The organism is Anaeromyxobacter sp. SG64 (genome assembly GCF_022690745.1).
Lineage (GTDB): Bacteria > Myxococcota > Myxococcia > Myxococcales > Anaeromyxobacteraceae > Anaeromyxobacter > Anaeromyxobacter soli.
In genome coordinates this window covers 1-21,943 of the sequence record NZ_JALCZB010000016.1, presented here as the reverse complement: position 1 = coordinate 21,943, position 21,943 = coordinate 1, and the positions used below count along the sequence as shown (strand labels likewise).

The following is a 21,943-nucleotide window of genomic DNA, read 5'->3' as shown; positions in this document are numbered from 1 at the left end:
GATCGTGAAGCGATCGAGGCTGGAGAGTGCGATCCCGGTGGCCCTGGCGATGCTCGCGGCGGCGTGCGGGCTCACGCCGCCGCCCGAGCCGCCGCGCCAGCAGCCGACGGCGCCTCCGACGGAGGTCCCGGCGAACACGAACCCCGACGCGCTGCCGCCGCCCGGCTACAGGCTCGTCTGGCAGGACGAGTTCGAGGGCAGCGCGCTCGGGTCGGCCTGGAGCGCGCTCTCCGCCCCGCGCCTCGACGCCATCGCCACGCCCGACGCCGCCCAGGTGCACGACGGCCTCCTCACGCTCACGACCTACACCGACGCGTCCGGCAAGCACCACACCGGCTTCCTCTCCACGCAGGGCACGGTCGAGATGACGTACGGGTACTTCGAGGCTCGCATCCGCTTCAACGACTCGCCGGGAGAGTGGTGCGCGTTCTGGATCGACTCGCCGACGAACGGCGATCCGATGGGCGACCCGGGCAAGGCGGGCGTGGAGATCGACGTCGTCGAGCACCGCGCGACGGACGACCACGGCTGGACGGCGCTGAAGGACATGTCGGCGATGAACCTCAACTGGGATCGCACCGCGTCCTCGCGGCAGAACGTCCAGAAGGTCGTGTCGCTCCCCGGCAACGCGCCGATCCAGGGGGAGTGGCACGTCTTCGGGGTGATGTGGACGGAGACGGGCTACACGTTCTACGTCGACGGGCTGCCGGCCTGGACGACCGCCGCGGCGCTCTCGCACCGGAGCGAGTACCTGCAGCTCACCTGCGAGGTCGCGGACGCGAGCTGGGCCGGGTACGTGCCGGCGGGCGGCTACGGCTCGCGCGTGACCAGCACCACCAGGATGGACGTCGACTGGGTCCGCGTCTGGCAGAAGTCGTGAGCGCCCGGGCTCGGCGCCAGGATGCCGCGATGAGTCACGCCTCGCGGGGCCCGCTCGAGTCCCTTTTCCCGGCCGGCGTGATATGCACGTGACGGGCCGCGCCCTGCGCCCGCTGGCGCATGCGCGACGCGGCACAAGGAGGAATCACCAATGCGGAAGCTGGGCGCTGTGGCGCTCGCGACGCTCGTCGCCGGCGTGGCGTGCTCGAAGAAGGACGAGGGGAAGCAGCAGCAGCAGGCGGCGGCCCCGGCCGCGCAGGCGGAGGCGGCCCCGATCGTCATCGGGAACGTCATGCCGCTCTCCGGCGACATCGCCACGTTCGGCGAGGGCGCCAACAACGGCGTGAAGCTCGCGGTCGAGGAGGCGAACGCCGCCGGCGGCGTGAAGGGCCGCAAGCTCTCGCTCCAGATCTACGACACGCAGGGCAAGCCCGAGGAGGCCGCCATCGCCTCCACCCGCGCCATCAACGAGAAGAAGGCGACGCTGCTCATCGGCGAGCTCGGCTCGACGAGCACCCTCGCCCTCGCGCCCATCGCCGAGGCGAACAAGATCCCGGCCATCTCGCCGGCCTCCACGAACCCCAAGGTCACGAAGGACGGCGACAAGACGCGCGCGTACATGTTCCGCGTCTGCTTCATCGACCCGTTCCAGGGCACCGTGATGGCGAAGTACGCGCGCGAGACCCTGAAGGTGAAGCGCGCCGCGATCATGCGCGACGTGGGCAACGACTACTCGATGGGCCTCGCCGACTACTTCGCGAAGACCTTCAAGGAGCTCGGCGGCGAGATCGTGCTCGACGTGAGCTACAAGGCCGGCGACCAGGACTTCAAGGCGCAGCTCACCAAGGTGAAGTTCGCGAAGCCCGAGATCGTGTACGTGCCCGGCTACTACACCGACGTGGCGCTCATCGGTCGCCAGAGCCGCGAGCTCGGCGTGAAGGTCGCGCTCGCGGGCGGCGACGGCTGGGACTCGGCGAAGCTCTACGAGATCGCGCAGGGCGCGCTCGACGGCAGCTTCTTCACGAACCACTACTCGGTCGAGAACCCGTCGCCGGTGGTGCAGGAGTTCGCGAAGAAGTACGAGGCCGCGTACCACGCGAAGCCCGACGCGTTCGGCGCGCTCGGCTACGACGCGGCGCTCCTCGCCATCGACGCGATGAAGCGCGCCTCGGACCTCACGCCGACCGCGATCCGCGACGCCATCGAGAAGACCACGTCGCTGCAGGGCGTCACCGGCACCATCCGCCTCGACGCCGACCACAACCCGGTGAAGTCGGCGGTCATCATCGGCATCCAGAAGAACGCGCCGAAGTACGTGGCGACCGTCGAGCCGTAACGCGGCGGACGTCCAGCGTGGCAGCACCGAGAGGCCCCCGGTTCGCCGGGGGCCTTTCCTTTGGGTGCGCGTCGTGTGGACGGCCGGGGCCGCCCGACGGGCGAGCGCTCGTGCCGTGCGTCCCGGCCGAGGCGGACCGCGCGGCGCGTTGACAGCGCGGCGGCGCGCAAACATCTGAGTGAGCGGCCCGCGCGATCTGCGGAGGCGAGAGGAGGGGACCGTGGTGAGCTCCACGTCCGTGCTCACGAAGGCGCAGCTCGAGACCCTACGCCGCGCGCTCGAGGTCGAGCGCGAGAGGATCGCCCGCGTGCTGGCGGCGCCCGCGGGCGCCGCGCCGTCGGACGACGAGCGCACCGAGCTCGAGGAGGTGGCGCAGCGCTCGACGGAGGGAGAGCACCAGCAGAGGGTCGTCGAGCGCGAGCGCGCGCTCCTCGCCGAGGTCGAGCGAGCCCTCGCGAAGCTCGACGCGGGGACGTACGGCGTGAGCGAGCGGAGCGGCGCGCCCATCCCGTTCGAGCGGCTTCGCTCGGTGCCCTGGGCGCGCGCCGACGTCGACGAGGACTGAAGGTGGCGCGCGAGGAGCAGCGCGCTCACGCGGGCCACGGGCACGGCGCGCACGCGCCCGCGACCCACGGGCCAGTCGCGCCCGAGCGTGCCGCGGCGGAGCACGCGCACGGCGGGCACGACCGCCACGCCGGCCACAGCGTGGCGATGTTCCGCAGCCGCTTCTGGATCGCGCTCGCCCTCACGATCCCCACCGTCCTGTGGGGCCACATGCTCACCTCGGTGACCGGCTGGCACGCCCCCGCGTTCCCCGGGTCGACGTGGATCCCGCCGCTCCTCGGGGCGGTCGTGTTCGTCTACGGAGGCCTGCCGTTCCTCCAGGGCGCCGTCCGCGAGGTGAAGGACCGCCTCCCGGGCATGATGACGCTCATCGCGCTCGCGATCGGCGTCGCGTTCGTCTTCAGCGCCGCGGTGACGCTCGGCTACCCCGGGATGCCGTTGTGGGAGGAGCTCGCCACCCTCGTCACGGTGATGCTGCTCGGCCACTGGATCGAGATGCGGTCCATCACCCAGGCCCAGGGCGCGCTGAAGGAGCTCGCGAAGCTCCTCCCCTCGGCGGCGGTGCGCGTCGTGGACGGGCGCGAGGAGGTGGTCCCTCTCGCCGCGCTGCGTGACGGCGACCTCGTGCTCGTCCGGCCCGGCGCGCGCGTGCCCGCCGACGGGCGCGTCCAGTCCGGCGAGAGCGCCGTCGACGAGTCGATGATCACCGGCGAGTCCCGCCCGGTGAAGAAGCGGCCTGGCGACGGCGTCATCGCCGGTACGGTGAACGGCGCCGGATCCCTGCGCGCGCAGGTGACCGGCACGGGGGAGCGGACCGCGCTCGCCGGGATCATGCGGCTGGTGGAGCACGCGCAGACCTCGCGCTCGCGCGCGCAGGCGCTGGCGGACCGCGCCGCCTTCCTGCTCACGATCGCCGCCATCGCGGCGGCGCTCCTCACCACGCTGGCGTGGCGGCTCGCCGGCGCGCCCGGCGCGTTCGTGGTCGAGCGGGTGGTGACGGTCCTCGTCATCGCCTGCCCGCACGCCCTCGGGCTCGCCATCCCGCTCGTCATCGCCATCTCGACCACCCTCGGCGCGCGCTCGGGCCTGCTCGTGCGCGATCGGCGGGGCCTGGAGGAGGCGAGGCGCCTCACCACGATCGTCTTCGACAAGACGGGGACGCTCACCCTCGGCGAGCACCGCGTGGTCGGCGTGCGGTCCACCGCCGGGATGGGCGAGGACGAGGCGCTGCGCGTGGCCGCCGCCGTGGAGCGCGACTCGGAGCACCCGGTCGCGCAGGCCGTGGTGCGCACGGCGCGCGAGCGCGGCCTCGCCGTCCCCGAGGCGCAGGCGTTCGCGGCCATCCCGGGCCACGGCGTGCGCGCGCGGGTGGACGGGCGCGAGCGGCACGTCGGCGGGCCGAACCTGCTCCGGCGGCTCGGCGTCGCGCCCCCCGCCGAGCTCGACGCGTTCTCGCGCGAGGCCGCGGAGCGCGGCCAGTCCGTGGTGTTCCTGGTCGAGGAGGGGAGGGCGTTCGCGGCGTTCGCGGTCGCGGACGCGGTGCGGCCCGAGTCCCCGGCCGCGGTCCGCCGCCTCCACGAGATGGGGCTCGAGGTCGCGATGCTCACCGGCGACTCGCGCGCGGTGGCGACCGCGGTGGCCGGAGAGCTCGGGATCGACGCCGTCCACGCGGAGGTGCTCCCTGATCGCAAGTCCGAGGTCATCGAGGCGCTGCAGCGGAGCGGCAAGCGCGTCGCGATGGTCGGGGATGGGGTCAACGACGCGCCGGCCCTGGTGACCGCGGACGTCGGCATCGCCGTCGGGGCCGGGACGGACGTGGCGGTCGAGGCCGGCGACGTCGTGCTCGTCCGGAGCGACCCGCGCGACGTGCCGCGGATCGTCGCGCTCAGCCGGGCGACGTACCGCAAGATGATCCAGAACCTCTGGTGGGCCGCCGGCTACAACGTCGTCGCGATCCCGCTCGCCGCGGGCGTCCTCGCGCCGTGGGGCATCCTCCTCCCGCCGGCCATCGGCGCGGTGCTCATGTCCGTCAGCACCGTGGTCGTCGCCGTGAACGCCCAGCTCCTGCGGCGCGCTCGGCTGTGACCCCCGCCGCAGCCTCACGGCTTCGCTCGGATGGATCCCATGGCGGGCTCCACCCGAGCGAAGCCCGCGTCAGGCGATCACGCCTTGCAGCACGTGCACGCGGCGCGGTCGTGGGGGCGCCGCTCGCGTGCCGCGACCGCGGACGTCCTCTCCTCCGGGGCCGCGTAGCGCGTGTCGTCGTACGGGGAGCCGACCCCGGTCGCGCCGTCGGGCCGGGCGAGGGCGACGTCGAAGGAGGAGCGAGAGATGTCGCCGTAGGTGACGTCGTCGTGCGAGCCCGCGTGAGGCGGCAGGTCCGACGCGGCGGCGACCGACGCCGTCATGAGTGCTGCGAGGCCGAAAGGGATGAGGCGGGCGAGCATGTGCGGCTTCTCCTTGAGAACGGGTTCGAGCGATCGAGACTGCGACCCCCGTGCCAGCTCGAGCGCGCACCCGCCGCGCTCCGCCCGCCCGCCAATCGCGGGGATCGTGGCGACGGACGACGGCCGCGGCGGGGCCGGAGCGGTCACGCTGTCACCGGCTCGGTCACGGCGAAGGGCGCGTCACCTCCACTCTGCGGTGACGGCCGTGCGAGCGACGGGATGGGCCCGGGCTTCCTCCTCGTGGCCAGCCTCGCGGCTCGGTTGACAGCCCCGGCCCGCGGAGACATCTCACGCGCTGGGGCGCGGGCGTCGAACGCGCGCCGGAGAGGGAGGCCGCCCGTGGCCGAGGAGCGACGCATCCGCAAGGTCGTGAAGAGCCGGGCCACGGTCGAGGGGGCCGGCGTCCACCTCCGCCGCGCCATCGGCTTCGGTCCCCCGGAGCTCTACGACCCCTTCCTGCTGCTCGACGACTTCCGCTCGGACGAGCCGGAGCACTACCGGAAAGGCTTTCCCTGGCACCCGCACCGGGGCATGGAGACCATCACCTACGTCCTGCGCGGCGAGGTGGAGCACGGCGACAGCCTCGGCAACCGCGGCGTGATCTCCCCGGGGGACGTGCAGTGGATGACCGCCGGAAGCGGGATCATCCACCAGGAGATGCCGAAGGGGGATCCTTCGGGCGCGATGTACGGCTTCCAGCTGTGGGCGAACCTGCCGGCCGCGGACAAGATGATGGCCCCACGCTACCGGGGCATCTCGGCGGCGCAGATCCCCGAGGTGAAGGACGGGAGCGGCGCCACGATCAAGGTGATCGCCGGCGCCGTGAACCGGATCACCGGGCCGGTGACCGACGTGGTGACGCAGCCCGAGTACCTCGACGTCACCGTGCCGCCGGGCGTCACCTTCTCCCGCGAGACGCCGCGTGGACACACGGTCTTCGCGTACGTCTTCGGCGGCGAGGCCATGTTCGGCCCGCAGCGGGATCCCTACTCCTACGAGGCCGAGGGGGCGGGCTACTTCGACTTGAAGCGCGACGCCCTCATCGACGACGGGCACCTCGTGCTCTTCGGCGACGGAGATGCGGTGGCCGTCACGACCGAGGCGCAGCCGGTGCGGTTCCTGCTCGTCTCGGGGAAGCCGATCGGCGAGCCCGTCGCCTGGTACGGGCCGATCGTGATGAATACGCAGGAGGAGCTGCGAACCGCGTTCGAGGAGCTCGAGGCGGGCACGTTCATCAAGGCCGGCAGGCGCTGAGGCCATGGGGCGCCCGCCGCTCGCGCCCGGAGAGCGCCGCCGTCGCGCGTGACAGGGCTGCCTCACCCCTTCACGGCGCGCCGGAGGTGCCCGAGCACGTCCATCCGGGTCACGAGCCCCACGAACGCGTCGCCGTCCATCACGATGGGGACGAGCCCCGCGGCGAACATCGGGAGCAGCTCGCGGAGCGGCGTCGAGGGCGACACCGTCTCGAGCCGCGTGGCCATGACGTCTCGCACCGGCTGCGCGAGGCGCCGCTCGTCCTCGAGGGCGGCGGACAGCAGGTCCGACTCGTCCACGATCCCGACGATGCGGCGGCCGTCGACGACCGGGAGCTGCGACACGTCGTTCGCCTTCATGCGGTTCAGCGCGACGAGGAGCGGGTCTCCGGGGCCGACCGTCACCACCGCGCGGTCCGCGAAGCGGCGCGTCACGAGATCCGTCAGGTCCCCCACGAGCGGCCGGGCGGACAGCCCCTGGTCGAGCATCCAGAGGTCGTCGAACATCTTCGACAGGTACTTGTTCCCCGAGTCGCAGACGAGCGTGCAGACCCGCCGCGGGCGGTCCTGCTCGCGGCAGTACCGGAGCGCGGCCGCGACGAGGGTGCCCGTGGAGGAGCCGCCGAGGAGGCCCTCCTTCCGCAGCAGGTCGCGGGCGGTCTCGAGGCTCTCCCGATCCGGGATCCGGTACGCCCGGCGCACGCGCGAGAGATCCGCGATGGGCGGCACGAAGTCCTCGCCGATGCCCTCGACGAGCCACGACCCCGCCTTGCCCACCGTGCCGGTCTCCACGAACCCCGCGAGGACGGAGCCCTCCGGGTCGGCGAGCACCATCTCGCAGGCGGGCATCGCCCGCGCGAAGTGGCGCGAGAGCCCGGTGAGGGTGCCGCCCGAGCCGACGCCGCAGACCATCGCGTCGAGCTTGCCGCCGAGCTGCTCCGCGATCTCGGGGCCCGTGGTGGTCTCGTGCGCGAGCGGGTTGGCCGGGTTCCCGAACTGGTTCACGTAGAACGCGCCCTCCTCCCGCGCGATCCGCTCGGCCAGGTCCTGGTAGTACTCCGGGTGACCCTTCTCGACGTCGGAGCGGGTCATCACGATCTCGGCGCCGAGCGCCTTGAGGTGCAGGATCTTCTCCCGGCTCATCTTGTCGGGGATGACGAGGGTGAGGCGGTACCCGCGCTGCGAGGCGACGAGCGCGAGCCCGAGGCCCGTGTTGCCCGCCGTCGCCTCCACGAGGTGCCGCTGCCCGGCGTGAAGCTTCCCGTCTCGCTCGGCGGCGGCGATCATCGAGACGCCGATGCGGTCCTTGATCGATCCGCCCGGGTTGGCGCTCTCGAGCTTGAGGTAGAGCTCGCACGGCCCGGTGTCGAGCTGGCGCACCCGGACCATCGGCGTGCCGCCGACGAGGGCGAGCGCGCCGTCTGCGGGGGAGGGGGCGGTGGGCGCGGGCATCTCGGGCTCCTTCGGGGGCGGTGGGGTCTGCCGGTCCTCGCGTCGGTATACCCCACGACCGCGCCCGTCTCACGGGCCGGCGCGTCGAGCGCCCTGGCGGAGGGAGCGCGTCACAGGCCGCTCGCCGTGAGGCTGTCGAGCTCGTCCTCGCGCGAGGGGAACACGCGCACCCGGCGCGGGGAGAGGTGCACCGCGTCTCCGGGAGCGAGCGCGAGCGCCTCGCTCCGGCGGACGTCGAGCTCCGCCTCCACCATCCCGCCGAACCCTGGCGCCGACAGCTCGATCCGGACGGCGGCGCCGAGCGGCAGCACGCGGTCCACGTTCGCCGCGAACGAGCCGGGGACGGGGGCGCGGTGGACGTCGAGCTCGTGCGGACGGACGAAGACGTGTGCGCGCGCGCGGTGCGCCGCGGACGCGGGCGCAACGAGCTCGAGGTCGAGGCCGCTCACGAACGCGCGGTCGCCCTCGACCCAGCCCTTGAAGGCGTTCACCGCGCCGAGGAAGCGCATCACGAAGGCGCTCGCGGGCTCCTCGAACACCTGCGCCGGCGTCCCGACCTGCTCCACGCGCCCCGCGTTCATGAGCACCACGCGGTCGGCCACCTCGAACGCCTCCTCCTGGTCGTGCGTGACGAAGACGCTCGTGACGTGGAGCTCGTCGTGGAGGCGCCGCAGCCAGCGGCGCAGCTCCTGGCGCACGCGGGCGTCGAGCGCGCCGAAGGGCTCGTCGAGGAGCAGGATCCGCGGCTCGGTCGCGAGGGCACGCGCGAGCGCGACGCGCTGGCGCTGCCCGCCCGAGAGCTGCTGCGGATAACGTCCCTTGAGGCCCTCGAGCTGGACGAGGCGGAGCAGCTCGGCGACGCGCGCGGCCACCTGCGCCCTCGGGCGCCTCCGCACGCGCAGCGCGAACGCGACGTTCTCCTCCACGGTCATGTGCCGGAAGAGCGCGTAGTGCTGGAACACCACGCCCACGTTCCGCTCCCGCGCGCTCCGCGCGGAGACGTCCTCGCCGTCGTGCCGCACCTCGCCCGCGTCGGCGGACTCGAGCCCCGCGATGATCCGGAGCAGGGTCGTCTTCCCGCAGCCGGACGGGCCGAGCAGCGCGACGAGCTCGCCGTCGGGGATCTCGAGGGAGACGCCGCGCAGGACGGGGGTGGCGTCGAAGGCCTTCTCGACTTCGCGGACGACGATGCTCATGGGGCGCTCCGGACGGCGGACGGACGGGGGCGGTGGTGCCACTCGAGCGCCTTCTTCGCGACGAGCGTCACGAGGGCGAGCAGGAAGAGCAGGGACGCCACCGCGAACGCCGCCTGGAACGCGTACTCGCCGTACAGGATCTCGACCTGGAGCGGGACCGTGTTCGTGAGGCCGCGGATGTGCCCCGAGACGACGGAGACGGCGCCGAACTCGCCCATCGCCCGCGCGTTGCAGAGGATGACGCCGTAGAGCAGGCTCCACCTCACGTTCGGCAGGGTGACGCGGGTGAGGATCTGCCAGCCGCTCGCGCCCAGCACGAGCGCGGCCTCCTCCTCCTCCACGCCCTGGGCCTCCATGAACGGGATGAGCTCGCGCGCCACGAACGGAAACGTGACGAACACGGTCGCGAGGACGATGCCCGGGACGGCGAACACGACCTTGACGCCGTGCGCGAGGAGCCACGGGCCGAGCCAGCCGTGCGCGCCGAACAGGAGCACGGTGGCCATGCCCGAGACGACCGGCGAGACGCCGAACGGCAGATCGACGAGCGAGACGAGGACGCTCTTCCCCGCGTAGCGGAAGCGGGTCACGGACCAGGCGGCGGCGAGCCCGAAGAGCGCGTTGAGGGGCACCGCGATCGCCGCGACGAGCAGCGTGAGCCTCACCGCCGCGAGCGCCTCGGGGTCGGCGAGCGCCTTCCACCAGAGCGCGACGCCGCCGCGGAGCGCCTCGGCGATCACCGTCGCGGCAGGCACGAGCACGAACGCGCCGACGAAGAGGAGCGCGATGGCGACGAGGGCCCAGCGGACGAGCGCCGGGTCCTCCGTGGCGCGCCGGGGTCGCCGGCGCGGCGGCGCGGGGACCGCGGCGGGCCGGGAGGGCGCCGGGCGCGGCGGGGCCTCGCGATCGGGCGCCGGGACCGCGAGGGCGGGGGACGTCACGCCGCCCCCGCGCGCGTCCGCGTCCAGGCCTGGAGCCGGTTGATCGTGAGGAGCAGGACGAACGACGCGAGGAGCAGCACCGTCGCGAGCGCGGCCGCGCCGGCGTAGTCGAACTGCTCGAGGCGCGTCATGACGAGGAGCGGCGCGATCTCGGTCCGCATCGGCATGTTCCCGGAGATGAAGACGATCGAGCCGTACTCGCCGAGCCCCCGGGCGAACGCGAGCGCGAACCCGGTGGTGGCGGCGGGGACGAGCGCGGGCAAGAGGACGTGGCGGAACGTCTCCCAGCGCGACGCGCCGAGCACCGCCGCGGCCTCCTCCACCTCGGGATCGAGGTCCTCGAGGACCGGCTGCAAGGTCCGGATCACGAACGGCAGGCCGATGAAGGTGAGCGCGAGGGTCACGCCGAGGGGCGAGAAGGCGACCCGGACGCCGGCCGCCTCGAGGTGCCGCCCGATGAAGCCGGTGGGACCGTACACGGCGGTGAGCGCGATGCCGCTCACCGCGGTCGGGAGCGCGAACGGCAGGTCCACCAGCGCGTCCACGAAGGCGCGACCGGGGAAGCGGTAGCGCGCGAGCACCCACGCCACGAGCCCCCCGAAGACCACGTTCGCGGCGGCCGCGAGGAGCGACGCGCCGAAGCTGAGCCGGTAGGAGGCGAGCGCGCGCGGCGACGCGACGACCTTCCAGGCCTCCTGCCACCCGAGGCTGCTCGAGCGGAGCGCGACGGCCGACAGCGGCACGAGCACCACGAGGCACAGGTACAGCACGGTGAACCCCGTCGAGAGCCCGAACCCGGGCAGCACACCGCGGCGGGCGTCGGCGCTCACGAGGCGCGCTCCGCGGCGGCGGGCGGGGCCGCCGCGCGGACGAGCCCGCGCGCGCGGAGGTGCTCGAGGATGCGGCCAGCGGACTCCTCGATCGACTCGACGTCCGTCCGGACGACGACGTCGGGCCGCTCGGGCGCCTCGTAGGGATCGGACACGCCCGTGAAGCGCGCGAGCTCGCCGGCGAGGGCCTTGCGGTAGAGCCCCTTCACGTCGCGCGCCGCGAGCGCCGCCACCGGCGCGGACACGAACACCTCCACGAACGGGACGCCGTCGCGCTCGGCGAGCGACCGCACCTCGTCCCGGGTCGCGGCGTAGGGCGAGATCGCCGCCGTGACGGCGGCGGTCCCGTTCCGCGCGAGCAGGCGCGCGACGAACCCGATGCGACGGACGTTCGTGTCGCGGTCCTCCTTCGTGAACCCGAGCCCCGCCGAGAGGTAGGCGCGGACCTCGTCGCCGTCGAGGATCTCGACCGGCCGCTCCGAGGCGAGCGAGCACCGGAGCGCGCGCGACAGCGTGCTCTTGCCCGCGCCGGAGAGACCGGTGAGCCACAGGATGAAGCCTCGGCGCTCGGGTGCGAGGGGAAGGGTCGAGGTCGAGGTCGAGGTCGAGGTCGCGGTCGTTCGTGCCGCCGGCCTCGCGTGCAGCCCGCACTCCTTCTTCGACCGGCCGCGCCAGCGGCCGGCGCGCGGGTCCTCGCCCGCGCCGACGGACGTCGTGCAGGGCGCGCAGCCGATGCTCGCGTAGCCCTGGTCGTGCAGCGGGCTCGTCGGCACCTCGTGCGCGCGCACGTGCCGCCACACGTCGGCGCTCGACCACGCGGCGAGCGGGTTCACCTTCACGAGCCCGAACTTCTCGTCCCACTCGAGGATCGCCGCGGTCGCGCGGTCGGCGGTCTGGTCGCGGCGGATCGCGGTCACCCAGGCGTCGAAGCGGGCGAGCTCGGCGCGGAGCGGCAGCACCTTGCGGAGCTCGCAGCAGCGATCCGGATCGGCCTCCCACGGCGGGGGCGCGCCGTCGGGCACGAGCTCGTCCGCCGCGGCGCTCGCCACCCGCCGGATGGCGATCCCGTACCGCGCCTCGAGCCGGTTCCAGAGTGCGTAGGTCTCGGGGAAGAGGGCGCCCGTGTCGAGGGTGAACACGTCGATGGGGAGCCCCGCGCGCGCGGCGACGTCGATGAGCACGCACCCCTCTGGACCGAAGCCGGTCGCGAAGCCGACGCGACCGCGCGGGAAGGCGGCGGTGACCTCCGCGAGGATCTCCGCCGGGTGCTTCCCCTCCAGGTCTCGCGCCCAGCGGGCGAGCTCCTCGCGCGTGCGGCCGCTCACAGGATCATCCCCGCCGCCACGGTGTCGTTCGTCGCCTCGTCGATCAGGATGAACGCGCCCGTGGCGCGGCTGTCCGCGTAGCGATCGGCGGCGACGGGCTGCGCGAGCCGCAGCGACACGCGCGCGATGTCGTTCATGCCGAGCGCGGCGGCGGGCGCCTCGGCGAGCTCCGCGAGGTCCACGCGGTAGGCGAGCTCGGCGAGCGTGGCGCGCACCTCGCGCGTCCCGTGGCGGAGGAGCACCCTCCGGCCCGCCTGGGCGGGCCGCTCCGAGAGCCAGCAGAGCGTCGCGTCGAGCTTGCGGGTCGGCTCCGGCGCCTCGCCCGCGCGGACGAGGAGATCGCCGCGCGAGACGTCGACGGCGTCCTCTAGGAGGATCGTGACCGACTGGCCCGCGAAGGCGCGCGCGAGCGGCGCGTCGTGAAGGAGGAGCTGCTTCACGCGCGTCGTCTGGCCGGAGGGGAGGACCTGCACGGCGTCGCCGGGGCGGATCTCGCCGGACTCGACGCGCCCCGTGTACCCGCGGAAGTCGTGGTGCTCGAGCGTCTGCGGCCGGCACACCCACTGGACGGGGAACCGGAACCGCCCCTGCGACGCGTCGCGCGCGGGCGGCGCCTCCTCGAGCAGCTCGAGCAGCGTCGGCCCCTGATACCAGGGGAGGTTCGCGCCGCGCTCCACGACCATGTCGCCCGCGAGCGCCGACATCGGGACGAAGTGCACGCCGTCCCTGATCCCGAGCTTCGCCGCGAAGGCGAGGTAGTCGGCGCGGATGCGCTCGAAGACGTCGGGCGAGTAGCCGACGAGGTCCATCTTGTTCACGGCGACCACGAGGTGCGGGATCCCCACGAGGTGCGCGAGGTACGAGTGGCGGCGCGTCTGCGTGAGCACGCCCTTGCGCGCGTCGACGAGGATGACGGCGAGGTCCGCCGTGGAGGCGGCGGTGACCATGTTCCGCGTGTACTGCTCGTGCCCGGGGGCGTCGGCGATGATGTACTTGCGCGTCCCGGTGGAGAAGTAGCGGTGCGCGACGTCGATCGTGATGCCCTGCTCGCGCTCGGCCTGGAGGCCGTCGGTGAGGAGCGAGAGGTCCACCGCCTCGAGGCCGCGCCTGCGCGAGGTGCGCTCGATGGCGTGCAGCGCGTCGGCGAGGATGGAGCGCGTGTCGAGGAGGAGCCGCCCGATGAGCGTGCTCTTGCCGTCGTCGACGCTGCCGCAGGTGAGGAAGCGGAGGAGGCCGTCCGCGGCGGGGGCGGAGAGCCGTTCGGCGGCGAGCATCAGAAGTACCCCTCCTTCTTGCGCTGCTCCATCGAGGCGTCGGAGGTCTGGTCGTCGAGGCGGGTCGCGCCTCGCTCGGTGATCGTGGTGGTGGCGGTCTCCGCGACGATCTTCGCGAGCGTGTCGGCGGTGGACTCGACCGGCGCGGTGCAGGTGATGTCTCCGACCGTGCGGAACCGGACCGAGACCTCCTCGACCGCCTCGCCGGGCCGCGCCGGGGTGAGCGGCGTCACGGGCACGAGCGCGCCGCCGCGCCGGACGACCGGGCGCCGGTGGGCGAAGTAGATGGACGGGATCTCGAGCCGCTCGCGCGCGATGTACTGCCACACGTCGAGCTCGGTCCAGTTGGAGATCGGGAAGACGCGCACGTTCTCGCCCTTGTGGACGCGCGCGTTGTAGAGGCTCCAGAGCTCGGGGCGCTGGTTCTTGGGATCCCAGCCGCCGAACTCGTCGCGGAACGAGAACACGCGCTCCTTCGCGCGCGCCTTCTCCTCGTCGCGGCGCGCGCCGCCGATGCACGCGTCCAGCTCGAGCTCGGCGATCGCGTCGAGCAGCGTCACCGACTGGTGCTTGTTGCGCGACTCCTGCGGGTGCTTCAGCACGACGCGGCCCGCGCGGATGGAGTCCTCTACCGAGCGGACCACGAGCCGCTCGCGCAGCTCCGCCGCGCGGCGGTCGCGGAACGCGAGGACCTCCGGGTAGTTGTGTCCGGTGTCGATGTGCAGGAGCGGGAAGGGGAAGCGCCCCGGCCGGAAGGCCTTCTCGGCCAGCCGGAGGAGGCAGATCGAGTCCTTGCCGCCGGAGAAGAGCAGCGCGGGGCTCGCGCACTGACCGGCGACCTCCCGCAGGACGTGGATCGCCTCCGCCTCCAGCCAGTCCAGGTGCGAGAGCGTGCTCGCGGGGTACGTCGGGACGACCGCCATGCCTGCCCGTTTCCACACGGGGGCGGGGGGGGGGGGGGGGGGGGGGGCGGGCGCGGGGGGGGGGGGGGGGGGCCCCCCCCCCCCCCCCCCCCCCGGCCCTGTCCCCGCGGGGGGCGGCGCCCCCGGCCCCCCCCCCCCCCGTCCGTGATAACGGAGGCATCCTAGATAACGGAGAGGTGTCAGGTCAAGCGGACGCCGGCTCGGGACCCGGTCACCGCGAGGACGCCGGCGTACAGCTGGGGAATCCCGCAGAGATCCGGGTCGGCCGCCGGCGTCACTGGATCACGCCGTTGGAGCGCGCCAGCTGGTCGACGAGCGGCTGCATGTCGGCCATCGTCACGCCCGACCTGTTGACGGACGTGTCGCCGACGAACGTGGTCATCGCCGTCGCCAGGCCGGACGTACCGACCGTGGGCTGCATCATGCCGCCGCCGCCCATCATCCCGCCCATCCCGGTCATGGAGATGGGCGTCGTCCCCATCATGCCGTTCATCACGCCATCCGAGGCGTCGTCCATCATGACCGTGACGATGCCAGAGGACGTGGTCATCCCGATCATCTGGGCGTACTGCGACATGGCCGCGATGGACATCCCGTAGTTCCTGCTGTTCGCGTCCGCCGAGGAGCCGGAGCCCACGGCGGAGGGATCCATCGGCGCGGTCGTCAGGAGGTCGCCGCACGAGAAGTAGGTGGCGACGGCCGAGTTCGCCGCCGCGATGTTCTCGGCGCTCGAGCCCCCCGTCATCGCCTGCGCCCGGAGCTCGGCCATGGAGGTGAGCGGGGTCACCTGGATGTCGCTCATGCCCGCAGCGGCCGCGGGGATCCCCGCCGTCAGCACGTCGCGCGGGAGCATCGTCATCCTGGAGCCCGTCGCCTCGTCCGCGTACGACGCGCCGCTCACCCGCAACATCATCGGCCCCGTGTACGAGCCGAGCGGCAGGCTGAAGCTCCCCGTCGAGTCCAGCGCGGCGCTGGCGATCATCGCGCCGACCTGGCCGTTCTGGACAGCGAACGCGCCGATCGTCCCGCCCGACATCGTGCCCATGAAGGCCCTGCCGGTCAGCATGCCGCTCGTCGTCCCGGTGCCGGTCCCCGAGAGCTGGCCGTCGGAGAGGCGCAGCCTGTCCATGAGCGCCTGCATGTCCGCCAGCGCCACGCCCGACCTGTTCATCCCGGAGCTCACGAAGCGTGACATGGCGTCCGCGAGATCGGCCGTGCCGGCCGAGGGCGCGAGGCTGCCGCCCATCATGCCGCCCATCCCGCTCATCGAGACCGCCGTCGATCCCGACATGCCGTTCATGACGCCGTCGGAGGCGTCGCGCATCATCGCCGTGACGACGCCCGAGGACGAGGTGGTCATGCCGATCATGGCCGCGTACTGCGACATGGCCGCGATCGTCATCCCGTAGTTCTTCATCTCCTGCGTCGCGGCTGCGCCGGAGCCCTGTACGAGCGGATTCATGGGCATCGTGTGCAGGAGGTCGCCGACCGAGAAGTAGCCGCCGAGCTCGGAGTTCGCGGTCCCGACGTTGGCCGCCGTCATCCCGCCCGGCATGCTCTGCGCACGAGCCTGGGCCATCGAGGTGAGCGGCGTCACCTGGACGTCCGCCGCCGCTCCCGCGTCGACGGCGGGCATCACGGCGGTCATGACGCTCCCCGCCTGCATCGTCATCGTCGCGCCGGTCGCCTCGTCCGTGTACGTCCCGCCGATCGCCTCGATCATGACGGGACCCGTGTGCGACCCGAGGGTCATCGTGAACCGTCCCTGCGCATCCGTCGCCGCCGTGCCGAGCTGCGCCGCCTTGGTGCCGTTCGCGACGGCGAACGCGGTCACCGCGGCGCCACCCACCGGCCCCTTCACGACGGTTCCACTGAGCGTGGCGCCCGAGGTGCCCGGCCCGCCGGTGTCGCCGCCGCCGCCGCACGCGGCGAGCAGGAGTCCCGCCCCGATCGCGAGCAGGGCGAGCGGTCGGGAGGCGCGGCGCACCGCGCCGAGAGCGGCGGGGAGGAATTCGGGGGGCGGACTTTTGAGGTCATTTCGCATGAGATCTCCTGACAGGGAGAACACGGCGTGTGGCGAAACGGTTCAGCTCGCTCGAGCCGCCGCAGCGCGCGCCTCCAGACGATCGCACCCCGCGGGCACCAGTGTCGCCGGCCTGGAGCTTCCGCGGCGGCGCGCTCCAAATCGCTTGGAACGCCAAAGGATCGCACGATGAGAGGCGCGCCGTGCAATGAGAGAAGGGGATCACGCATCGCCGCGTCCTCGCCCTCGCCGCCGGCGGCGCGGCGAGCGCCCGAGCGCTCGAAGAGGGTGCACTCGCCGAGCCGGCGGGGCCGCGCCACTACGTGGACGCGCGCCGCGCGCCTCCGCCGGACATGAGCCCCGAGGACTGTGGCGCGGAGCGTCTGGGCGCCGAGGACCTCGAGGCCCGCGGCGGGCGTTAGCAGGCGAGGGGGCGCTGGAGGACCGCGGATGCGAAGCGCGTGCTGGCTCGTGGGTGGGATCGGGCTCGTGATCATCGCCCTGGCGGCGCTCGGCAGCGCGCACGTGCTGCGCGGAGGGATCGCAGCGCGCGCACGGCCCTCGGCGCTCGAGGCGCGCGTCGCCCGCGCGTTGCGGGGCTGGGCGATCCCGGGGGAGGCGCGCGAGGCGACGAACCCGATCGCGCCGAGCCCGCGCGTGCTCGAGTCGGGGCTCGCGCACTTCGCAGACCACTGCGCCACCTGTCACGCGAACGACGGCAGCGGCCAGACCGAGCTCGGAAGGAGCCTCTATCCGCGCGCGCCCGACCTGCGCGCCGCGGAGACGCAGAGGCTCACGGACGGGGAGCTCTTCTACATCATCGAGAACGGCGTGCGGCTCACGGGGATGCCGGCGTGGGGCGGTCCGGGGACCGCGGAGGAGAGCTGGCACCTCGTCCACTTCATCCGCCACCTCCCGACGCTCACCGCCGAGGAAAGGGCGTCCATGGAGGCGCTCAACCCGAGGTCACCCGAAGAGTGGCGCGCCCTCCAGGAGGAGGACGCGTTCCTGCGCGGCGAGGAGCCGGCGGCGCGTCCGCCCGGGGACGGGGCCCACCCGCACGGGAAGGAGCACAGATGAAGCGCACGAGAACGCTCACGCTGCTGGCGACGCTGCTCACCGCACCGGCAGCGGCCGCGCACGAGCAGGGCGGCCGCGCGATGGGGGTCGTCGAGAGCGTCACCGCCCAGCAGCTCGTCGTGAAGACGGCCGACGGACACTCCGTCGCGTTCACGGTCACGCCGGAGACGCGATTCTTCCGGGGCGAGAAGCCGGCCAGGCGCGAGGACGTCCAGGTGGGGCAGCGCGCGGTGATCCGCGGGACGCACGTCGGCGAGCGCCTTCGCGCCGACACCGTGAAGCTCGGGGCCGCGAAGGCTCCGAGGTAGCCTCGGGGAGGTGGAGCATGCTCTCGCGTGCCAGGGATCCCGCCAGCGGGATGTCGGTGAATCCCGCGACGAGTCGCGAGCCGTCGGACCGACCGCATCCGCGGTGTGTCCGAGAAGATCGAATCCGCACGCTCGTACGCCGTCGCGCGCCGCACGAACCCGCTCGTCCCTTCCCTCACGCGTTCAACGGGCGCTGGCCTCGCGGGCACGGCCGCCCGCCCGCGGCGACAGCGCGACCCAGCCGGCCACGAGCAACGCCACCGCGACCGCGGTGGCCCCGACGCGAGAGGGGCCGCGCAGGAGCTGTCCGACGAGGACGAGCGCGAGCCCCGCGTACACCGGATCCACCCGCGGCGGAGCCGGAGCCTGCGACGCGGGCACGCCCAGCGCGGTGCGCCTGCGCGCGCGCGAGGGGCCCCCGGCGAGCAGGATCCCGGCGACGAGGAAGGCCGCCCCGGCGATGCGCTGGCTCATGGCGGGCACGCTCGCCGGCCCGAAAAGGCCGAGGGCCCCGAGCGCCTGCGCCGCCAGCGCGCCGGCGTACGCCGCGACGGCCAGCCACTCGCGCAACCGCCCCGGCGCGGCCAGACGGAAGCCGATGACGAGGAGCAGGGCCGAGATCGCGATCGCGAGGCTCCCGGCAGGCGATGTCAGCGCACTCAAGTCCGTGTCCCCCTGGCCGGCAACCCCGCCGCCCCCGGCCCGCCCCGCGACGGACCGGGTCCCGCGCCCCGGGAACGCGTGCCCGGCGCCGCGTTCTTCAGGCGGCGACCGCCGTGATCGTGTCCTCGTCGCTCACTTCCTTCTTCTTCCACAGGTAGTACACCGCGGGGTAGACGAGCAGCTCCATCAGGAACGAGGTCACGAGGCCGCCGATCATGGGCGCGGCGATGCGCTTCATGAGATCCGCGCCGGTGCCGACCGACCACATGATCGGCAAGAGGCCGATCATCGCGGCGAACACCGTCATGGCCTTGGGCCGCACGCGCTTCACGGCGCCGTGGACGATGGCCTCGACGAGGTCGCGCCTCGTGCGGAGCAGGCCCTTCGCCTTGTACTCGTCGTGGGAGAGGTCGAGGAAGAGGAGCATGAACACTCCCGTCTCGGCGTCGAGCCCCATGAGCGCGATGAGCCCGACCCACACCGCGATCGAGACGTTGTAGCCAAGCGCCCACAGGAGCCACACCGCGCCGACCGCCGAGAACGGCACCGCAGCCATGACGAGCGTGGCCTTGAACGACGACTTCGTGTTCATGTACAGCAGCCCGAAGATGAGCACGAGCGTCAGCGGAATGATGAGCTTCAGGCGCTCCTTCACGCGCAGCATGTTCTCGTACTGGCCGCTCCAGACCATGCTGTAGCCGGTCGGGAGCTTCAGCCCCGCCGCCACCGCCTTCTTCGCCTCCGTCACGTACGAGCCCACGTCGATCTTCGAGGTGTCGAAGTCCACGTACACGTAGCCGGCGAGGAGCCCGTTCTCGTCTCGGATCATCGACGGGCCCTGCGCGAGCACGACGTCGGCGATCTCCTCCATCGGGATCTGGCCCTGGCCGCCGGGCAGCGGCAGGAGCACCCGTCGCAGCGCCGACAGGTCCTCGCGGTAGTCGCGGGCGTAGCGCACGTTGATGCCGTAGCGCTCGCGCCCCTCCACCGTGGTGGACTGGTTGTCCCCGCCCACGGCCGTCATCACCATCATGTTCGCGTCGTCGACGGTGAGCCCGTAGCGGGCGAGCTGCTCGCGCTTAAGGACGAAGTCGAGGAAGTAGCCGCCCGCGACGCGCTCGGCGTAGGCGCTGCGGGTGCCGGGGACCTTCTGGATGATGGCCTCGGTCTCCTTCGCCACGCGCTCGATGGTCGCGAGATCCGCGCCGCTGATCTTGATCCCCACGGGCGTGCGGATGCCGGTCGAGAGCATGTCGAGGCGCCCCTTGATCGGCATCGTCCAGGCGTTCGAGATGCCGGGGAGCTGGAGCCTCGCGTTCATCTCGTTCTCGAGCTCCTCCTGCGTGATGCGATCGCGCCAGAACGGCCGGAGCAGGGACTTCGCCCACTCGGGCGCCCAGGAGGAGTACCAGCGCGGCGCCTCCCGCCACTCGGACTCGGGCTTCAGGATGATGGTGGTCTCCATCATCGTGAAGGGCGCCGGGTCGGTGGAGGTGTTGGCGCGGCCGGCCTTGCCGAACACGCGCTCCACCTCGGGGAACGTCTTCAGGATCTTGTCCTGGACCTGCAGCGCCTTCTGGGCCTCCGCGACGGACATGCCGGGCTCGACCGCGGAGGGCATGTAGAGGATCGTCCCCTCCCGCAGCGGCGGCATGAACTCGGAGCCGAGCGACAGGTACACCGGGATCGTGGTGAGGACGAGGGCGATGCTCGCCGCGATGGTCGCCTTCGGGTGGCGGAGCACGAACCGGCAGGGCGGCTCGTAGAGCCGGTGGAGGAGCTTCGAGATCGGGTGCGCCTCCTCCGAGTAGTACTTCCCGACCAGCGCCTGGTTCGCGATCCAGGCGAGCCAGCGCGGCCGGAACCTGAACTCGTCGATGCGCGCGAACAGCATCCGCATCGCGGGGTCGAGCGTGATGGCGAGGAACGCCGCGATCGCCATCGCCAGGTTCTTCGAGTAGGCGAGCGGGCGGAAGAGCCGGCCCTCCTGGTCCACCAGCGTGAACACGGGCATGAACGCGACCGCGATCACGAGGAGCGAGAAGAAGACGCCTGGCCCCACCTCGAGGAGCGCCTCGAGCCGGACGTGGTGGAAGTCGCCCTTCTTCCCGTCCTTCACCCAGTGGTGGATCTTGTTGTAGGCGTTCTCCACCTCGACGATGGCGCCGTCCACGAGCACGCCGATGGAGATGGCGATGCCCGCGAGCGACATCAGGTTCGCGTTGAGGCCCATCGCGTACATGGGGATGAACGCGAGCGCGACGGACACCGGGATGGTGACGATGGGGATGATGGCGGACGGGACGTGCCAGAGGAAGATGAGGATGATGATCGAGACGATGACGATCTCCTCGACGAGCTTCCCCTTCACCGTCTCGATGGCGTGGTCGATGAGCTCCGACCGGTCGTAGGTCGTCACCACCTCGACGCCCTTCGGCAGCGAGGGCTTCACCTCCTCGAGCTTCTTCTCGATGCGCTTGATGACGTTGAGCGCGTTCTCGCCCTGGCGCATCACCACGATGCCGCCGACGACGTCGCCCTCGCCGTCGAGGTCGGCCACGCCGCGGCGCATCTCGGGCCCGAGCGCGACCGTGGCGACGTCTTTCACGAGCACGGGCGTGCCGCCCTCCGAGCGCAAGACGAGGCTCTCGAGGTCCGAGATGTTCTTCACGTAGCCGCGGCCGCGGACCATGTACTCGCGGCCGCTGAACTCGACGAGGCGCCCCCCCACGTCGTTGTTGCCCTTGCGGACCGCGTTGATCACCGCCTCGAGCGGCAGCTTGTACGAGGCGAGGGCGTTCGGGTTCACGGTGATCTGGTACTGGCGGACCTGGCCGCCCACCGTCGCGACCTCGGAGACGCCGGGGACGCTCTGGACGGAGTAGCGCAGGAACCAGTCCTGGAACGAGCGCAGCTCGTCCGACGAGTGCTGCCCGCTGCGGTCGACGAGCGCGTACTGGTACACCCAGCCGACGCTCGACGCGTCGGGGCCGAGCTCCACCTTCACGTCCTGCGGGAGCTGGGAGGTGATCTTCGACAGGTACTCGAGGACGCGCGTTCGCGCCCAGTACATGTCGGTCCCGTCCTCGAAGATGACGTAGACGTAGCTGAACCCGAAGTCCGAGAAGCCGCGGATCGCCTTCACCTTCGGCGCGCCGAGGAGCGCGGTGGTGATGGGATAGGTGACCTGGTCCTCGATGATGTCCGGGCTCCGGTCCCAGCGCGAGTAGACGATCACCTGGGTGTCGGAGAGATCCGGCAGCGCGTCGAGCGGGATGTTCCGCATCGCCCAGACCGAGCCCATGAGGGCGACGATCGTGGCGGCGATGACGAGGTACCGGTTCTCCGCCGAGAAGCGGATGATTCGCTTGATCATGGGGCGCTACCGTCCGTGTCCCGCGTGCGGGTTCGCGGCGGGCGCCGCGGGTTCGGCGGCGGCCGGCGCCGGG

Annotated in this window: 17 protein-coding genes and 2 pseudogenes; 7 read left to right on the top strand and 12 right to left on the bottom strand. The window is 72.6% G+C overall.

Annotated features, from left to right (window positions below):
* The first annotated feature begins 4 nt into the window (after nt 1–4).
* From MNZ29_RS07275 to MNZ29_RS07260, 4 genes are all read left to right on the top strand, one after another.
* Nucleotides 5–880: a glycoside hydrolase family 16 protein gene (locus MNZ29_RS07275; protein WP_242354336.1), complete on the top strand. Its 876-nt coding sequence runs from the start codon at nt 5–7 to the stop codon at nt 878–880.
* A gap of 150 nt (nt 881–1,030) precedes the next feature.
* Nucleotides 1,031–2,215, top strand: coding sequence for an ABC transporter substrate-binding protein (locus tag MNZ29_RS07270; protein WP_242354309.1), 1,185 nt, complete (start codon nt 1,031–1,033; stop codon nt 2,213–2,215).
* A gap of 223 nt (nt 2,216–2,438) precedes the next feature.
* Nucleotides 2,439–2,780: a TraR/DksA family transcriptional regulator gene (locus tag MNZ29_RS07265; protein ID WP_242336142.1), complete on the top strand. Its 342-nt coding sequence runs from the start codon at nt 2,439–2,441 to the stop codon at nt 2,778–2,780.
* A gap of 2 nt (nt 2,781–2,782) precedes the next feature.
* The gene (locus tag MNZ29_RS07260) at nt 2,783–4,864 is read left to right on the top strand and encodes a heavy metal translocating P-type ATPase (protein WP_242336139.1); all 2,082 of its coding nucleotides are present in this window, start codon (nt 2,783–2,785) and stop codon (nt 4,862–4,864) included.
* Between the two features lie 77 nt (nt 4,865–4,941).
* On the opposite strand, the gene MNZ29_RS07255 is transcribed toward MNZ29_RS07260, so the two are convergent.
* Nucleotides 4,942–5,226 (bottom strand): hypothetical protein, encoded by a 285-nt coding sequence (locus MNZ29_RS07255; protein WP_242336136.1) that lies wholly within the window; start codon nt 5,224–5,226, stop codon nt 4,942–4,944.
* A gap of 339 nt (nt 5,227–5,565) precedes the next feature.
* Between MNZ29_RS07255 and MNZ29_RS07250 the strand changes: the two genes are divergently transcribed.
* On the top strand, nt 5,566–6,480 hold the full coding sequence (locus MNZ29_RS07250; protein WP_242336133.1) for a pirin family protein: 915 nt from the start codon (nt 5,566–5,568) through the stop codon (nt 6,478–6,480).
* A 62-nt stretch (nt 6,481–6,542) separates the two neighbouring features.
* Here MNZ29_RS07250 and MNZ29_RS07245 read toward each other — a convergent pair whose 3' ends face one another.
* The 9 genes and pseudogenes from MNZ29_RS07245 to MNZ29_RS07205 all read right to left on the bottom strand — a co-directional run bounded on the left by MNZ29_RS07245 (nt 6,543) and on the right by MNZ29_RS07205 (nt 16,464).
* A complete protein-coding gene (locus MNZ29_RS07245; protein WP_242336127.1) occupies nt 6,543–7,931 on the bottom strand; it encodes a cystathionine beta-synthase in 1,389 nt (462 codons plus the stop codon).
* A gap of 110 nt (nt 7,932–8,041) precedes the next feature.
* On the bottom strand, nt 8,042–9,127 hold the full coding sequence (locus MNZ29_RS07240) for a sulfate/molybdate ABC transporter ATP-binding protein (protein ID WP_242336124.1): 1,086 nt from the start codon (nt 9,125–9,127) through the stop codon (nt 8,042–8,044).
* Entirely contained in the window at nt 9,124–10,068 is a 945-nt protein-coding gene (cysW, locus tag MNZ29_RS07235; RefSeq protein ID WP_308197049.1) for a sulfate ABC transporter permease subunit CysW, read from the bottom strand. Before cysW ends, MNZ29_RS07240 begins: the two co-directional genes overlap by 4 nt.
* Nucleotides 10,065–10,898 (bottom strand): sulfate ABC transporter permease subunit CysT, encoded by an 834-nt coding sequence (cysT, locus tag MNZ29_RS07230; protein ID WP_242354298.1) that lies wholly within the window; start codon nt 10,896–10,898, stop codon nt 10,065–10,067. Before cysT ends, cysW begins: the two co-directional genes overlap by 4 nt.
* Nucleotides 10,895–11,458: pseudogene (gene cysC / locus MNZ29_RS07225) on the bottom strand (adenylyl-sulfate kinase); the annotation flags it as partial. The gene cysT and the pseudogene cysC, both read right to left, overlap by 4 nt.
* Before the next feature lie 84 nt (nt 11,459–11,542).
* Nucleotides 11,543–12,223: pseudogene (locus tag MNZ29_RS07220) on the bottom strand (phosphoadenylyl-sulfate reductase); the annotation flags it as partial.
* Nucleotides 12,220–13,497, bottom strand: a complete 1,278-nt coding sequence (locus tag MNZ29_RS07215) for a sulfate adenylyltransferase subunit 1 (RefSeq protein ID WP_242354279.1) — start codon at nt 13,495–13,497, stop codon at nt 12,220–12,222. The pseudogene MNZ29_RS07220 and the gene MNZ29_RS07215, both read right to left, overlap by 4 nt.
* Nucleotides 13,497–14,420, bottom strand: coding sequence for a sulfate adenylyltransferase subunit CysD (gene cysD / locus MNZ29_RS07210; protein WP_242336115.1), 924 nt, complete (start codon nt 14,418–14,420; stop codon nt 13,497–13,499). The genes MNZ29_RS07215 and cysD overlap by 1 nt, the downstream gene beginning before the upstream one ends.
* Nucleotides 14,421–14,694: 274 nt before the next feature.
* Nucleotides 14,695–16,464, bottom strand: a complete 1,770-nt coding sequence (locus tag MNZ29_RS07205; protein WP_242354276.1) for a carboxypeptidase-like regulatory domain-containing protein — start codon at nt 16,462–16,464, stop codon at nt 14,695–14,697.
* A gap of 429 nt (nt 16,465–16,893) precedes the next feature.
* Between MNZ29_RS07205 and MNZ29_RS07200 the strand changes: the two genes are divergently transcribed.
* Together MNZ29_RS07200 and MNZ29_RS07195 are read left to right on the top strand one after the other, a co-directional pair.
* The gene (locus tag MNZ29_RS07200; protein ID WP_242336109.1) at nt 16,894–17,523 is read left to right on the top strand and encodes a c-type cytochrome; all 630 of its coding nucleotides are present in this window, start codon (nt 16,894–16,896) and stop codon (nt 17,521–17,523) included.
* Nucleotides 17,520–17,831, top strand: a complete 312-nt coding sequence (locus MNZ29_RS07195) for a DUF5666 domain-containing protein (RefSeq protein WP_242336106.1) — start codon at nt 17,520–17,522, stop codon at nt 17,829–17,831. The genes MNZ29_RS07200 and MNZ29_RS07195 overlap by 4 nt, the downstream gene beginning before the upstream one ends.
* A 183-nt stretch (nt 17,832–18,014) precedes the next feature.
* On the opposite strand, the gene MNZ29_RS07190 is transcribed toward MNZ29_RS07195, so the two are convergent.
* The gene (locus MNZ29_RS07190; protein WP_242336103.1) at nt 18,015–18,494 is read right to left on the bottom strand and encodes a hypothetical protein; all 480 of its coding nucleotides are present in this window, start codon (nt 18,492–18,494) and stop codon (nt 18,015–18,017) included.
* A 97-nt stretch (nt 18,495–18,591) separates the two neighbouring features.
* Nucleotides 18,592–21,870, bottom strand: coding sequence for an efflux RND transporter permease subunit (locus MNZ29_RS07185; protein ID WP_242336100.1), 3,279 nt, complete (start codon nt 21,868–21,870; stop codon nt 18,592–18,594).
* Nucleotides 21,871–21,943 lie beyond the last annotated feature (73 nt).

Coding starts and splice junctions, on each gene's coding strand:
- MNZ29_RS07240 (WP_242336124.1), bottom strand. CDS start 9,127: ATGAGCATCGTCGTCCGCGAAGTCGAGAAGGCCTTCGACGCCACCCCC.
- MNZ29_RS07185 (WP_242336100.1), bottom strand. CDS start 21,870: ATGATCAAGCGAATCATCCGCTTCTCGGCGGAGAACCGGTACCTCGTC.
- MNZ29_RS07215 (WP_242354279.1), bottom strand. CDS start 13,497: ATGCTCGCCGCCGAACGGCTCTCCGCCCCCGCCGCGGACGGCCTCCTC.
- MNZ29_RS07270 (WP_242354309.1), top strand. CDS start 1,031: ATGCGGAAGCTGGGCGCTGTGGCGCTCGCGACGCTCGTCGCCGGCGTG.
- MNZ29_RS07200 (WP_242336109.1), top strand. CDS start 16,894: ATGCGAAGCGCGTGCTGGCTCGTGGGTGGGATCGGGCTCGTGATCATC.
- MNZ29_RS07205 (WP_242354276.1), bottom strand. CDS start 16,464: ATGCGAAATGACCTCAAAAGTCCGCCCCCCGAATTCCTCCCCGCCGCT.
- cysD (WP_242336115.1), bottom strand. CDS start 14,420: ATGGCGGTCGTCCCGACGTACCCCGCGAGCACGCTCTCGCACCTGGAC.
- MNZ29_RS07255 (WP_242336136.1), bottom strand. CDS start 5,226: ATGCTCGCCCGCCTCATCCCTTTCGGCCTCGCAGCACTCATGACGGCG.
- MNZ29_RS07245 (WP_242336127.1), bottom strand. CDS start 7,931: ATGCCCGCGCCCACCGCCCCCTCCCCCGCAGACGGCGCGCTCGCCCTC.
- MNZ29_RS07195 (WP_242336106.1), top strand. CDS start 17,520: ATGAAGCGCACGAGAACGCTCACGCTGCTGGCGACGCTGCTCACCGCA.